The following is a 13837-nucleotide window of genomic DNA, read 5'->3' as shown; positions in this document are numbered from 1 at the left end:
AACGGCCGGAGAGGGTCGATGACGGTCTGACGCGAGTCGATCTCTGGCGATTACCCTATGCAATCAGGATCGGACCGTGATCGGCCATGTGCGGTCGCTGGGTAGTGCGACAGCTCAGCCGCTCCAACGTCTTATCGCCTTCGTCAACAGCCGCTCAAAACTCCCGACACGATCAGTTGCATTCGTCACCTTTGCCAAGACTTTTGCGCATAGTGTCGCCGGCGTCGGTCATAGAGGACGCCATCCGACGCAATGCAGACAACAATTCGTTGGACTCGGTTACGTTGCCTTCTTGATATCGTTGCCAGGCCGATTTGTCAGGATGGCGCTCGTAATAACGTGAAAGAGATGATCCCCCCGTGGCGCGAATCCGGGCTGGCCGACGAGCCAGCCGAGCGCCGACATCAGGGCGAACAGGTCGACCCCATCAATATCGGCGCGCGCCGTTCCCTCGGCTTGAGCGCGGAGCAGTAGTCGCGCGCCCGCCGAACGCAGCGCTGTGCTCGAAGCATGAAGCGCGGAGTCCGGGTCCGCGTGCGCGGTCGCAAACAAGGCGCAAATACCGCTATAGCTGCGAACGAATGCCACCCCATCGCGAAACCAGGACACCAGCGCTTCGTCAGGTGGATTCGACGTTTCGAGTTCGGCCGCCTGCTGTATCAGTTCGTCCACGTTCATGCGCAGCAACGCTTCGAACAAGGCTTCTCGTGTCGGGAAATGGCGAAATAGTGTCGCCAACCCGACGTCGGCCCGGCGGGCGATATCTCGCATGGACGCCTCGGCACCATGCTCGGTGACGACGTCACGCGCGACTGCAAGGAGATGGTCGTAATTCTTTCTGGCGTCAGCTCGCATAAATTGCCTTGACAAACGGATCGGTGATCCGAATATAATGAACCTGTATCCGGATCAGTGATCCACAAGATACAGCACATTTGTGCAGATGGGAACAGAGGCGCAGTACGACACCACGAAAGGAGATGTCATGGGAAAGCTTGAGGGTAAGGTTGCAGTCATCACGGGTGGATCGAGCGGCATGGCGCTGGCGAGCGCCAAGCGGTTCGTTGAAGAAGGCGCGTATGTTTTCATCACGGGCCGGAGGCAGGAGGCGCTCGACGAGGCCGTCAAGCTGATTGGCCGGAACGTGACCGGCGTGCGCGGCGACGGGGCCAATCTGGACGACCTCGACCGCCTGTTCGATACAGTCAAGCGGGAAAAGGGCAAGATCGACATCCTGTTCGCGAGCGCAGGCACGGGCGAAGCCGTCCCTCTGGGCGAGATTACCGAGCAGCACTTCGATGCGACCTTCGGTCTGAATACGCGCGGAACGCTGTTTGCGGTTCAGAAGGCGTTGCCGCTGTTCAACGATGGCGGGTCGATCTTCATGACCGGGTCAGTTGCTTCGGTGAAAGGTTTTCCTGGTTATGGCGTGTATGCGGCGAGCAAGGCGGCGTTGCGCTCATTCGCACGCACGTGGCTTAACGAACTGAAGGGCAGGAATATCCGGGTGAACGTGCTGAGCCCGGGGCCGATCGCCACACCGATGCAGGACCAGGTTCTCACCGAGGAGGCGAAGCGGATGTTCGAATCCCTGATCCCGCGGGGAAAGATGGGGCGTCCTGAGGAAATTGCGACGGTCGCGCTGTTTCTTGCTTCAGACGATTCGAGCTTCGTGAATGGGGTGGAGTTGTCTGTCGACGGCGGGTTCTCGGCCATCTGAAATCGCGCAGAAAGCGTGTAGAAGGATCTTTCAACTCGACGAAGGTGATCTGATTCGTGTCAATAAATATGGATTCCTTACAATAATGAATGGAGAGTTCGCATGAACTATTCGATTATTGGCTTCGGCGCGGTAGGCCAGGCCCTCGCCCGAGCGTTTGCAAGAAAGAACATCGATGTGACCGTCGCCAGCCGGCGCCCTCCCGAGACGCTGATGCAACGGGCACGAGCGATCGGCCCCACCGTTGTCCCCGGGACGCTGCAGGATGCAATCGCGTCCGACACGATCTTCCTCGCGGTTCCGTTTTGGGAACATCGCGAAGTCGCGAAGCAGATCACAACCTGGCAGGGCAAGACGATCATCGACACGACAAATGCTTTCGGTGTTCCGGTTGAAGACCTGGAAGGTCAGCCGCCGGCCGCGGTTGTCGCCAAGGCGTTTACCGGCGCCAGGTTCGTAAAGGGCTTTAACCATCTGCCTGCTGCCGCCCTGGCCGCTGATCCGAGCGTGAATGGCGGAAGCCGCGTCGTTTTTTTGTCGAGCGATGACGAAAATGCGGTGGCACCGGTCGCTGCTTTGGCCGAACAACTCGGTTTCGCGCCGATTGCGCTAGGACCGCTCAAGGATGGCGGCTTGCTTGTCCAAGGCAGGGGGAATACCTGGGGTCAACTGATCTTCAAGGATCTCGTCAAGTTCAAATAGCGGCGCCTCACGACGAAGTCACAGCGGCCACGCACATCGCTAAACGCTTGCTGGTGATTTGACCGAGATTCCGTTGGCGCTTCTGAGCGAGTGCATGATGGCCGCTCGCGACCCGTCGGCCGCGAGCGCCCGTACTGCAGACGTGATGCGGACGGATGTCCGTTCGGAATTGGAAAGCGGCCGTTGCCAACACGGTGACCCGAATGACGGCTCGGGGTCGCGTGTTGTCGATCGAGACCGAGGGAGGTCGAGTCGCCGATGCGGTTTGCATGAGGCAGTGCGCGGCCACCAAGAGTCATTCGCCGGCAGCGTCGATTGGACATCAGGGCGACCGCTGCACACCGGCAACCGGCCGTTCGACAGGTGTTGCTGAAAGACTCGGGCCGACAATGCGCGCTTCCATCGGCTCGCGCCAGCTGGACAGTATCCCAGGTTCCTCCGAAGGTCGAATACACGCTGAGCAAAATGGGAATTGCGCTCGGACCCTCATCGAGGCGCTCATCGAATGGGCAGAATGGGCCGAAATGCGGCGGCAAATACTGGGAGATGCCTCAACCCGGTAACAGTGCAGGTAGCTCCGGAAGCCCGGTAGGTCTCTTCGAGCTGATGGTCACGCGATTGCCCCTTCGCGCCCATTCCCCCGTTCTCCGAACTGGATCGACGCGGCCGACGTATGTCAGTCACAATGATCCTCCAGGCTGTCGGGCCGTCTTGTGGTTCATGCGGCTAGTCATCGCGCAGCAGCAGTCGAGATTCCGGGCAAGCAGGAACGCCCGCTGGCGTCGTTCAGGTCGTCGAGCCTTTTCATATCCCGGATCACGTGGAAAAGATCGCGCATTGACTCGAGATCAATCAGTTTCACAAACGCAAAGGTATCCTGATAGGCACGCATCCAGGGGATCATTGCTGAAGCCGCAGCTTTTCGGCCTTCGGTCGTCACGACGAGCTGGCGTTTCCGTCGATCTCCTTCGTGGGAGATCGTTGAGATGAGCCTGCGGCGGAACAATGGTGCCAGATTGGCCGACAGATTCGATCGGTCCATTTCCAGTTCTGCTGCCATGTCGCCGAAAACGAGTGGTTCGCGTAGATGTAGCAAGGCGAGCATGCAAAACTGGGATGCGTTGACGTCCGTATGCCGCAGTGCTTCGTCGAAATGAGCCCAGAAAGCGCGCATTGCGCGCTGGGCGAAAAAATGGTTGAGCGCGAGAGCGGAGATTTCTCCGATTGCGAGCATCGACGACTCGCAATTCTGACTTTCCATATCTGCGGTTCCGGGTGCGTACGGGCTCGATTGCAAAGAGTTCCGTGCTGTCGCGGGCGGTCGTTGCAAGGCGCCGAAGTTGTCATGACCATGGACGCCTGAAGCTGATCACTCGTCGGCGCAGGGCGGCCCCGCGAACGTGATGCGCAGACCACGTTGCGGCGGGAGAGAGGCTTCACACGAGCCCGAATGTCTTCCTCAAGCTTGCATCGACGGGGCCGGAGGGCATGAAGCGCCGCAATTTGCGCAACAGGGATGCTTCGCCGGCCGGTGTGCGACGCATACGCCAGCTGCCAAGCGCGGCTTCAACAATTGTGTTTGCCACGCCATCGGGCGCGGGGGCACCTTCGATACTGTTGACGACTGCGCTCGATGCAAGCGCACGCTCGCGGTCATAGGCAGCGATTTTCGAACTCACCTGAGGCGCATTGACGTCGAGATTGGTTCGGGTAAAGGACGGCTCGATCAGCGTTGCGCGGATGCCGAACTGGCGCATCTCGTGATCCAGCGTCTCGGTCAACCCCTCGACGGCATGCTTGGACGCCGCATAGAGTCCCATGTACGGTGCCGGCAAGAAGCCGAGTACCGAACTGATATTGACGATCCGTCCGCGTTGTTGCGCGCGCATTTGCGGAAGCACTGCATGGACCGTACGCAAAATGCTAAATACGTTGGTGTCGAAAAGCGCGACGGCTTCGGTAACCGACGTTTCCTCCACCGCTCCGATCAGCGTCGTGCCAGCATTGTTGACGAGCACGTCAATGCTGCGCCCGGCGCGATCGAAGATCGTATGAATCGCGCTTCGAACGGAGGCATCGTCGCGCACATCCATTTCGACCAACTCGACGCCGGCCAACGGCGCCGTTTTTGCAATGCTGCGCACGGTGCCAAATACGCGGCACCCGCGCTTCGCGAACTGCTCTGCGGTCGCGCGTCCGATACCCGATGACACGCCGGTCACAACGACCACTTTGGAATTGGGCATGGCAGTTTCCTTCGATACAGTAAATTGATTGCGCTTTAACTGCGCGCGTCGAGCGCGTCCTGCAGCGTCGGTTCGGGAGGAAAGGCGTGCTCGTGGCGGCCCTTGTGCAAAACTGCGGGGTTGCCCGGCCGAATCCTGAACCAGATCGCGTACATGGCCGGCAGGAACACCAGCGTGAGAATCGTCCCGGCGAAGGTGCCGCCGATCAGCGTGTAGGCGAGCGTTCCCCAGAACACCGAATGCGTCAGCGGGATGAAGGCCAGGATCGCCGCCATGGCCGTGAGGATCACCGGGCGCGCCCGCTGCACAGTGGCTTCGACGACCGCATGGAACGGATCCAGCCCGGCCTGTTCGTTCTGGTGAATCTGCCCGATCAGGATCAGCGTGTTGCGCATCAGGATCCCCGACAGCGCGATGAGACCGACCAGCGCATTGATGCCGAACGGCTGCCCGAACAGGATCAACGTCGGCACCACGCCGATCAGGCCGAGCGGGCTGGTCATGAACACCATCACCATCGCGGAGATCGAGCGCACCTGGAAGATGATGATGACCAGCGTGATCGCCAGCATGATCGGGAACAGCGGCAACATGGCGGTCGTCGCCTTGGCCGATTCCTCGATGGAGCCCGCCTCCTCGATGCGATAGCCACTGGGCAGCTTCGCGATGATCGGCTGAAGCTGCCTGGTGATTGCCGTTGATACGTCCGGTGGCTGCAGGTTGTCGGCAATGTCGCCGCGTACCGTGATCGTCGGCACGCGGTCGCGCCAGCGCGTGATCGGCTCCTCCATGCGCACATCGACCTTGCCCACCTGCGACAGCGGAATGCGTTGCCCGTTGGCGCCGGCCAGCGTGAAGTCGCCGAGCCGGGCAGGGTCGAGACGCACATCGCCGGCCGAACGCGCGATCACCTGCACGCTTCGAATATCCTCACGCACGGCGGTGACAGGCACGCCGGTGAGCAGGAACTGCAGTTGTTGCGCGACGGCGCTGGACGTCAATCCCACCGCCTGCAAGCGATCCTGCTGCAAGGTGAAGTGCAGCGTCGGTGAGCGCGTGCCCCAGTCGGTGTTGACCGTGCGCATCATCGGACTGGCCTCCATCACCTGCTGAACTTGAGCCGCGATTCCACGCAGCTTGTCCGGGTCCGGACCGGTGACGCGATAGGCGACCGGGAACGGCGAATACGGCCCGAACACGAGTTGCGTGACGCGCACGCGCGCTTCGGGCACAAGACCGTCGGCAATGGCTCGCCGCAGTCGCACCTTCAGTGCATCGCGTTCCTCCTGACTGTCCGTGCGGATCACGATCTTCGCGAACGACGGATCGGGCAGTTCCGGTCCCATCGCCAGGAAAAAGCGCGGTGCACCTTGCCCGACGTACGCGGTGACGATCCTGGCTTCCTTCTGTTCAGACAACCATGCCTCCACCTTTTGCGTGGCGGCGCTGGTCTGTGAAATCGATGTGCCATAGGGCATCTGCACCTCGACCAGCACTTCGGGACGGTCGGAGATCGGGAAGAACTGCTTCTTGACCACGCCCATACCAATGATGGCCAGGGCGAAGAGGCCAACGACCGAACCGGCGACCAGCCATTTGCGCGCGATGACGCGCGTGAGCAGCTGACGGAAGCGGTTATAGCGCGGCGTGTCGTAGATTGCGTCGTGGCCGCCTTCGACCTTCTTGAAGTCGGGCAGCATCTTCACGCCGAGGTAGGGCGTGAAGACCACCGCGACGACCCACGATGCGATCAGCGCGATGCCGACGATCCAGAACATGTTGCTGGTGTATTCGCCGGCGGTGGAGCGCGCGAAGCCGTTCGGCATGAAGCCGACCGCGGTCACCAGCGTGCCGGCCAGCATCGGCGCGGCCGTATGGCTCCACGCGTAGGCCGACGCGGCCACGCGGCTGTAGCCTTCCTCCATCTTCACGACCATCATTTCGATCGCGATGATTGCGTCGTCCACCAGCAGCCCCAACGCGAGGATCAGCGAGCCGAGCGTGATGCGGTCGAAGTTCTTGCCGGTAGCGGCCATCAGCACGAACACCACGGCCAGCGTAAGCGGCACGGCTGCGGCAACCACCAGGCCCACGCGCCAGCCCATGCTCACAAAGCTCACGAGCATGACCACCAGCAGGGCGACGAAAAACTTAAGCATGAACTCGTCGACCGCCGAATGAATGTTGACGGCCTGATCGGTGACCTTGGTCAGACTCATGCCCAGCGGCAGCCCGGCGTTGATTGCGCCGACCTCGCCGTCCAGTGCCTTGCCGAGATCGAGCCCGTTCCAGCCGTCGCGCATCACGATGCCCAGCAGCAGCGCGGGTTCGCCGTTGTTGCGGATCATGAACGTCGCCGGATCTTCGTAACCGCGATCGACGGTGGCGATGTCCGACAGCTTCAGCGTGCGGCCTTGCGCCACGATGGGCGTGTCGCGGATCTTCTGCAGTTTGTCAAAGGCGCCGTCCAGGCGAATGAACACCTCCGGACCTTTGGTCTCCACGGAGCCGGCTGGCGTCAGGGCGTTCTGGCCATTGAGCGCGGCGAACACGTCCTGCGGGCTGACACCGAGCGTTGCCAGCCGGTCATGCGAGAACTGGACGTAGATGCGCTCGGCCTGCTCGCCGATGATGTTGACCTTCTTCACCCCCGGCACGTGAAGCAACCGCTGGCGCAGCGTCTCGGCATCGCGCACGAGCAGCCGTTGCGGTTCGCCCCGGGCTTTCAGTGCGAAGAGCGCAAACGTGACATCAGCATATTCGTCGTTGACCATCGGCCCGATCACGCCAGCCGGAAGGTTGGCTGTTTCGTCGCCGATTTTTTTCCGGGCCTGGTAGAACTGCTCCTGCACTTCCGACGGCGGTGTGGTGTCGAGCAACGTCAGCGTCGTGAAGGCCATGCCTGGCCGCGTGTATGTCTCGGTCCGGTCGTACCAGCGCAGCTCCTGCATGCGTTTTTCGATCTTCTCTGCGACCTGATCGTGCATTTCCTGCGCAGTGGCCCCCGGCCAAACGGTGATGATCGTCATCACCTTGATTGTGAACGCCGGGTCTTCGGCGCGACCCAGCCTGAAGAACGACAGGAGCCCGGCCAGCGAGATCAGGCAGATCAGGAACAGGGTGATGGAGCGCTCGCGCACGGCGAGCGCCGACAGATTGAATCGGCCTTCGCTCACGGACGTGCTCCTTCGTTCGCCATCGCGACGGCCTGGCCGGACACGCGGACCTGTTCGCCTTCGCGCAGCAACTGGGCACCGAGCGCAATGACGCGATCGCCTTGCTTCAACGTACCGGACACGCGCGCGCTGTCGTCGTCCAGGTGAAGGACCGTCACTGGCTGCCATGCAACCCTGGCCGGCTCGCCGTTGACGACCCACACGCCGGGCCCTTTGCCAGCGTCGAGCACCGCGCCGATCGGCACCTGCATGCCGCCCTGGAGCGCCACGCGTGCGTCTGGTATCTCGATCGTGACGGTTGCGCCTAGCGGCGCGTCGGCCAGCGCACCCTGCAACACATAACGAGCTTCGAAGGTGCGGGTACGCGGATCCGCCGTGTCCGAGAGCTGGCGCAGCGTGGCTGGCACGCTGACGCCGCTGTTGCCGAACAGGGTTGCCTGGGCGACCGAACCGATGGCGGGGCGCAGGGTTTCCGGTAGCTGGATCACGGCCTCGCGGCGCCCGGCGTGGGCCAGGCGCACCACGGGCTGTCCGGCGCTGACGACCTGGCCCGGTTCGGCCAGCGTTTCCATCACGACGCCATCGCCGTCCGCGACCAACTCGGCATAGCCCGTCGCATTGCGCGCCACGTCGGCGTCGGCCTCGGCCGCGCTGAGCTGCGCCCTGGCTGCATCGGCGGCCGCCTTGGCCTGGTCGTAGGCCGAAGCCGAGATCGCACCCGTGCCGCGCAGGTCGCGATAGCGCTCCTCATCCTGCGCGGTCTGCTGCGCACGCGCCCGCGCAGCGGTGACCGCCTCCTGCCGGGCCTGCGCGGCAAGCTTGAGATCGATGGGATCGAGGCGCATCAGCAGCTGGCCGCGTTTGACGGTTTGGCCGGCATCCACCAGCCGTTCCAGCACCTTGCCGGAAACACGGAAACCCAGGTCGCTTTGCACGCGTGCCGCGACGGTCCCCGTAAACGAGCGGGACGCGGGGACGGCGCGCTGGGCGATGGCCGTGCGCACCAGCGGCACCTCGGTGCGCGGATCGGACGGTGCTTTTTCGCCGCAGGCCGCTAGCGCAAGCGGCAGCGCACAGGCGAGTGCGGAGGTGGCGAGGCGACGCGAGAACATGAAAGTCCCATCGATGAAGTGATGATGGCTTTCATTATGGTTCTAGTGACTAGTTCAGTCAAGCGTCACCATTGTGACCGCGTCAGGGCGACAGACTTCGAAGTACCAGGCTGGACAGCTGCGCAGGCGCAACGTCGGTGGTGTCGCGGTTGTACTGCAGGAGTAGCGGATTGAGGTAGGGGCGCAGCACCAGATAGATCGCCATCGCGGTTTCATCCAGTGGCGTCTTGCGTTCGAAGTCTCCGCTTTGCCGGCCTGCCTGCAGGACTTCCTGGAGCAGCTTCTGAACACGTGCTTCATAGGCTTGCACCGCCTGCCAGTTTTCCGTGGCGGCCGACGCTGCGATGTCGTACAGCTTGCGGTCCCGGAAAAACAGCCTGAGGCTCGCTTCGGTAAAGACCTTGAACATCCGTCGCAGCTTCTCCGGCGGCAGATCGGTCTCTGCGACGGCTGTCGTGACCTCGTTTTCGATCTCGCGCAGGCAGTTGACGCAGATCATCTCGCCAATGGCCTGCTTGGATTCAAAGAATTTGTAGATGTAGGCCTTGGAAAACCCGATCGCCCTGGCAAGGTCAGAGACCGTAGTTTTCTCGTAGCCATACCGGCTGAAGTGCTCGGTGGCGGCGGCAACGATCTGGTCCCGCACCTCGTGATCAGCCGGGCCGCGCGCGGGGACGGAGGGAGTGGTGGTGTTTTTCATGGGTATAGCATACAGCAATGGACAACCGGTGACTATTTGGTATTATAGTCACACCCGGAAACTCGCGAAGACGCTCATGCTACCCAAACACCTCCTTGCCGCGGTCATTGCTGCCAGCCTCTCGGCGGGCTGCGCTGTCGGCCCCGACTATGTCCGGCCCGATGTCGCCATGCCGGACCATTTCCAGGGTCAGGCCGCGGTAGCTCACCGGCAGGCGGCGGCGAGTGCAGACCTGGTCACGTGGTGGACGGGTTTCGGCGATCCGCAACTGACACGATTCGTTACGCTCGCGCTGGGGCAGAACCTGGACCTCGCGCAGGCCGCGGCGCGCGTCTCGCAGGCGCGCGCGGGGCTCGGGGCAGCGAATGCCGCGCTGCTGCCTTCCGGCAATGTCAGTGGCCAGGCGGCCCGGGTCTACCAGTCGGTTGAAACGCCGCTGGGACGTGTCCTGAATTCAACGCCCGGTTTCGATCGCTACGGCAACGACTACGAGGCCAATTTCAATGCGAGCTGGGAACTGGATGTGTTTGGTGGCCTGCGTCGCGGGCGGGAAGCGGCACTTGCCGATTATCAGGCTTCAGAGGCCGGCGAGGTGGCCACGCGCCTGGCTGTGGCAGCTCAGACCGCGGACATCTACATCACCATTCGTGGATTGCAGGCTCGTCTGCAGGTGGCCCGCAAGCAGTTGCAGACGCAGCAGGATCTGCTCTCGACCATCAAGCTTCTGTATGGGAAAGGCTTGGCGGCCGACCTTCAGGTGAGCCAGGCTGAGGGCGCGCTTGCGCAGGTTCAGGCATCCATCCCGGTTATCGAGGCGGGGCTGGATGCGGCGATGAACGCGCTGGATGTGATGCTGGGCTCACAGCCCGGCACGCATCGGTCGGAACTGCTCGAGGGTGGCGATATCCCGGCCGCCCCGCGAATCGCGGGCACCGGCTCGCCTGGCGAGTTGCTCAGGCGTCGGCCCGATCTGATCGTGGCCGAGCGTCGCCTTGCTGCATCCAACGCGCGTATTGGCGTGGCAGTCGCTGAGTATTACCCCAAGCTGTCGCTCGGTGGACTGATCGGGAGCGCCACCTCAGTGGCCAGCGGCAACCTGTTCAGTAGCGGCGCCAGTCAGGCCGCTGGCGTGCTGGGGCTGCGCTGGCGTCTGTTCGATTTCGGCCGCATCAATGCGCAGATCAATGAGGCCAAAGGCCAGGACGCCGAGATGCTCGCCGCGTACCGGCTTGCCGCATTGCACGCAACGGAGGACGTCGAGAATTCTTTCTCGGCACTCGTGAAGCGCGAGGAGCAGGCCGCCGTTCTCGCGCAGGGTGTGAGCTCGCTCGGCCGGGCGCGAGCCGCCTCGTTTGCGGCCTACCAGAAAGGCGTCGTCAGCCTGATCGAGGTCCTGCAGGCCGATCAGAACTTGCTGCGCGCATCCGACGAGCGGGTGCAGGCGCAAACGGAGTCGGCGCGCGCAGCGGTCGCCGCATTCAAGGCGCTCGGCGGGGGGTGGCAACCCGCCGATCCTCTGGCCGTTGCAAGCCGATAGCACCACCGCCCTGGGCCGGCTGCAGCCGGCCCGCTCGTTTGCAGAGGCTTCCTCCGACAGTCGGGACGCTGTTTCCGGCGCCTGCCGATGCGCAGTGCGCACGACGGGCAAGTGACCGTTGGTAATTCGAGAACGGCCACAACTAGTGCAATGACCTGACTGACGGAAACGGGTCGATCACAGGCGTCGCCGCTCGGCCCAGAAGTAGCATCGTCGCGATGACTCACGAAGCCGTGAAGGTGTTTGAGGAGAACAGAGCCCCAACGCATATTTGAGACACGCGTCCAAGCCCTTATCGGGACCAGTAGAAATCCACGGGGATAAGCTCGACGACCCATCCACCTTCTTCGCCCAGCGTGGCCGCCGGGTGCATGGAGGCGATGCGCAACGCCTCGTCATGGGTATCCGCCTCGATGATGAACAGGCCGCCCACGACTTCCTTCGACTCGGTATAGGGCCCATCGGTGACGTGCGTCTTGCCACTGCGCGGGCGGAGCGTCCTCCAGTTGTCCAGATCGCCAAGCGATGCGGAAATCAGTACCTTGTCGGTAGCCCGCATCTTGTCGTCCAATGCGGGGCATTGGCTCACCAATTTCTTGACGTCGTCTGGCGCCATCGCGGCGAATTTATCGGGGGTGAAGTAGGCCAAGCCGAGGTATTTCATGGGAGATCCTTTGGGTGTGAATAACCTGACGACGAAGCTGATGATCGAAAATCGACAATCTTCTGAAAAGTTTGTAGCGGGTCTCGCCAGACTGTCCGCTTTTGGGGGCGCGCGGTGCCGACCGCCGGGCTCGTGCTGCACATGCGGATCGCGTGAGGCAGAGGTCGGCCACAACCCGTCGTTCACACGCGTCGCCGGTCGGACGTTCAGGCGTCGGCTTCGCCCCGCAACCAGCCATCCGCTTGTTAACGACGAGCGCCCCATGATCGGCCTTTGCCGCCGTTCGCACATCCTGTGCTTGCACGTCTGCTAACCAGGAAGCAAGAGTGTGAGAATGTGGCTAGGCAGAAACCTGGTCTCGGCAACAGTCTGCAAGATTGCAATTCAAGATTTGCCTCAGCGTTTGGTGGATCGTCGTTGTATCCCTTTCGGATACAACAGGATCGTCCTATCAGCGAAGCGGTGGAACAGACCAAAATCGTAGCCACTATCTGCGGATGGCGAAATCGCGCTTTAGGTGCGCATTTCCGACGGTCTTGACTGCAGTAACGTACTAAGAAGCGGCAACCAACGGCTATGAAATGCTAAGGATCGACGAAGTCACGGATAGCGAAGGTTTCCCCGAGCGATGCGATGTCGCAGTAATTGGCGGCGGCATTATTGGCGTCAGCACCGCGTATGAACTGGCGCGACGCGGCGTCCAGGTGGCTCTGCTCGAAAAGGGCGTCATCGGCTGCGAGCAGTCGGGGCGCAATTGGGGCTGGGTGCGTCAGCAGAACCGCGACCTCCATGAGTTGCCGCTCGCGATGCAGAGCCTCAAGCGCTGGAGCGAACTAAGCGAAGAACTGGGCGAGGACATTGGGTTTCGTAAGGCCGGCATCCTGTACGGCACGGAGCATCAATCGGACATCGCGCAGTGGGAATCGTGGCTTGCCCGCGCCCGGGAAGTCGGCTTTAACAGCGAGATCCTCAGTGCGCGCGCACTGGCAGCGCGCATTCCGTCCGGACGTGCGAAGTGGGCTGGAGGGCTGTGGTCTGTCACGGACGGCCGCGCCGAGCCGTCGAAAGCCGCGCCTGCGATTGCTCGCGGCGCGCAAGGTCTCGGCGCGATGGTGTATCAGAACTGCGCGGTACGAAGTCTCGACACGAGTGCTGGGCGTGTCTCTGGCATCTGGACGGAGCGCGGCCGGCTCGCAGCCGACACCGTCGTTCTCGCGGGAGGCGCCTGGAGCGCGTTGTTCTGCCAGCATCACGGCGTCGATCTGCCCTCCATCAACGTGATGGGAACGGCGTTGCGAACCGCTGAGGCGCCGGGGGTCATCGAAGGCTGTTTTTCCGGGCCTAACTTCGCGCTGAGAAGACGGTTGGACGGCGGCTACACCATCGCTGTTCCCGGCTACGGACGCGTGGAACTCGCGCCGCAAAACCTGCGGCATTCGGTGAAGTTCCGCACCATGTTCCGCAGCAAGCTGAAGAAAAAACTGAAGATTCGCGTCGGTGCCAGCTTCTTCCACGGACCGGAGGCAAGCGCAACCTGGCGCGACGATGACGTCTCGCCGTTCGAAGAAACGCGGGTGCTGGATCCCCGGCCTGATACCGAATGGCTCGAACGTGCCCTGCAAAATGTGTCCAGCGTGTTTCCCGAGCTGGCGGGCCTGCGGATCGCTCACGCATGGGCGGGCGCGATCGACACGACGCCGGACCTCGTTCCCGTCATCTCGAAGGTTAATGCGAACCCTGGTCTCGTGATCGCATCTGGCTTCAGCGGACACGGCTTTGGACTAGGGCCAGGCGCAGGCGTTCTCGTGAGCCGGCTGGTAATGGACGAGGCGCCGCAGTTCGACATTAAACCCTACAGACTGGCCCGCTTTTCCGACGGAACGAAACTGAGCAGCCCCGAAATGATGTGAATCGAGGCCGCGGGCGGGCTATTGCGGCAACCCACTTCGGGAGATTGAACCTCCAGCACGATTCAACCGT

11 protein-coding genes are annotated in these 13837 nt (G+C 62.3%); 4 read left to right on the top strand and 7 right to left on the bottom strand.

Features of this window, described 5'->3' with window-relative positions:
• Positions 1–279: 279 nt before the first annotated feature.
• Positions 280–855 (bottom strand): TetR/AcrR family transcriptional regulator, encoded by a 576-nt coding sequence (locus tag AC07WT_RS13745; protein ID WP_035538937.1) that lies wholly within the window; start codon positions 853–855, stop codon positions 280–282.
• Positions 856–985: 130 nt separating this feature from the next.
• On the opposite strand from AC07WT_RS13745, the gene AC07WT_RS13740 reads away from it, so the two are divergent.
• Both AC07WT_RS13740 and AC07WT_RS13735 read left to right on the top strand, forming a co-directional pair.
• Positions 986–1720, top strand: a complete 735-nt coding sequence (locus tag AC07WT_RS13740) for an SDR family NAD(P)-dependent oxidoreductase (protein ID WP_429261043.1) — start codon at positions 986–988, stop codon at positions 1718–1720.
• Positions 1721–1822: 102 nt separating this feature from the next.
• A complete protein-coding gene (locus AC07WT_RS13735) occupies positions 1823–2422 on the top strand; it encodes an NADPH-dependent F420 reductase (RefSeq protein ID WP_492576097.1) in 600 nt (199 codons plus the stop codon).
• 730 nt (positions 2423–3152) lie between these two features.
• Here the strand turns inward: AC07WT_RS13735 and AC07WT_RS13730 are convergent.
• The 5 genes from AC07WT_RS13730 to AC07WT_RS13710 all read right to left on the bottom strand — a co-directional run bounded on the left by AC07WT_RS13730 (position 3153) and on the right by AC07WT_RS13710 (position 9656).
• Positions 3153–3683, bottom strand: a complete 531-nt coding sequence (locus AC07WT_RS13730; protein WP_494947498.1) for a MarR family winged helix-turn-helix transcriptional regulator — start codon at positions 3681–3683, stop codon at positions 3153–3155.
• A 175-nt stretch (positions 3684–3858) separates the two neighbouring features.
• Positions 3859–4668 carry an oxidoreductase gene (locus tag AC07WT_RS13725; protein WP_492596450.1) on the bottom strand — a complete coding sequence of 270 codons (810 nt, stop codon included), beginning with the start codon at positions 4666–4668 and terminating at the stop codon, positions 3859–3861.
• A gap of 35 nt (positions 4669–4703) precedes the next feature.
• Complete coding sequence (locus AC07WT_RS13720; protein WP_494947497.1) at positions 4704–7844, bottom strand: efflux RND transporter permease subunit; 3141 nt, start codon at positions 7842–7844, stop codon at positions 4704–4706.
• On the bottom strand, positions 7841–8956 hold the full coding sequence (locus AC07WT_RS13715; protein WP_494947496.1) for an efflux RND transporter periplasmic adaptor subunit: 1116 nt from the start codon (positions 8954–8956) through the stop codon (positions 7841–7843). The genes AC07WT_RS13720 and AC07WT_RS13715 overlap by 4 nt, the downstream gene beginning before the upstream one ends.
• Positions 8957–9038: 82 nt before the next feature.
• Positions 9039–9656 carry a TetR/AcrR family transcriptional regulator gene (locus AC07WT_RS13710; RefSeq protein WP_494947495.1) on the bottom strand — a complete coding sequence of 206 codons (618 nt, stop codon included), beginning with the start codon at positions 9654–9656 and terminating at the stop codon, positions 9039–9041.
• Between the two features lie 76 nt (positions 9657–9732).
• On the opposite strand from AC07WT_RS13710, the gene AC07WT_RS13705 reads away from it, so the two are divergent.
• On the top strand, positions 9733–11193 hold the full coding sequence (locus AC07WT_RS13705) for an efflux transporter outer membrane subunit (RefSeq protein WP_494947494.1): 1461 nt from the start codon (positions 9733–9735) through the stop codon (positions 11191–11193).
• Between the two features lie 292 nt (positions 11194–11485).
• Here the strand turns inward: AC07WT_RS13705 and AC07WT_RS13700 are convergent, their stop codons facing one another.
• Positions 11486–11857, bottom strand: a complete 372-nt coding sequence (locus AC07WT_RS13700; RefSeq protein WP_171929655.1) for a YciI family protein — start codon at positions 11855–11857, stop codon at positions 11486–11488.
• 581 nt (positions 11858–12438) lie between these two features.
• On the opposite strand from AC07WT_RS13700, the gene AC07WT_RS13695 reads away from it, so the two are divergent.
• Positions 12439–13767 (top strand): NAD(P)/FAD-dependent oxidoreductase, encoded by a 1329-nt coding sequence (locus AC07WT_RS13695; protein WP_492595496.1) that lies wholly within the window; start codon positions 12439–12441, stop codon positions 13765–13767.
• Positions 13768–13837 lie beyond the last annotated feature (70 nt).

It is taken from the genome of Paraburkholderia sp. GW821-FHT02A12, assembly GCF_059422005.1.
The sequence above is the reverse complement of the archived record's forward strand: the minus strand, read 5'-3'. Positions and strand labels throughout refer to the sequence as shown.

Excerpts from the sequence above, each read along its gene's own strand:
- AC07WT_RS13730 (WP_494947498.1), bottom strand. The coding sequence starts at position 3,683 with ATGGAAAGTCAGAATTGCGAGTCGTCGATGCTCGCAATCGGAGAAATC.
- AC07WT_RS13715 (WP_494947496.1), bottom strand. The coding sequence starts at position 8,956 with ATGTTCTCGCGTCGCCTCGCCACCTCCGCACTCGCCTGTGCGCTGCCG.
- AC07WT_RS13745 (WP_035538937.1), bottom strand. The coding sequence starts at position 855 with ATGCGAGCTGACGCCAGAAAGAATTACGACCATCTCCTTGCAGTCGCG.
- AC07WT_RS13725 (WP_492596450.1), bottom strand. The coding sequence starts at position 4,668 with ATGCCCAATTCCAAAGTGGTCGTTGTGACCGGCGTGTCATCGGGTATC.
- AC07WT_RS13710 (WP_494947495.1), bottom strand. The coding sequence starts at position 9,656 with ATGAAAAACACCACCACTCCCTCCGTCCCCGCGCGCGGCCCGGCTGAT.
- AC07WT_RS13740 (WP_429261043.1), top strand. The coding sequence starts at position 986 with ATGGGAAAGCTTGAGGGTAAGGTTGCAGTCATCACGGGTGGATCGAGC.
- AC07WT_RS13735 (WP_492576097.1), top strand. The coding sequence starts at position 1,823 with ATGAACTATTCGATTATTGGCTTCGGCGCGGTAGGCCAGGCCCTCGCC.
- AC07WT_RS13695 (WP_492595496.1), top strand. The coding sequence starts at position 12,439 with ATGCTAAGGATCGACGAAGTCACGGATAGCGAAGGTTTCCCCGAGCGA.
- AC07WT_RS13700 (WP_171929655.1), bottom strand. The coding sequence starts at position 11,857 with ATGAAATACCTCGGCTTGGCCTACTTCACCCCCGATAAATTCGCCGCG.
- AC07WT_RS13705 (WP_494947494.1), top strand. The coding sequence starts at position 9,733 with ATGCTACCCAAACACCTCCTTGCCGCGGTCATTGCTGCCAGCCTCTCG.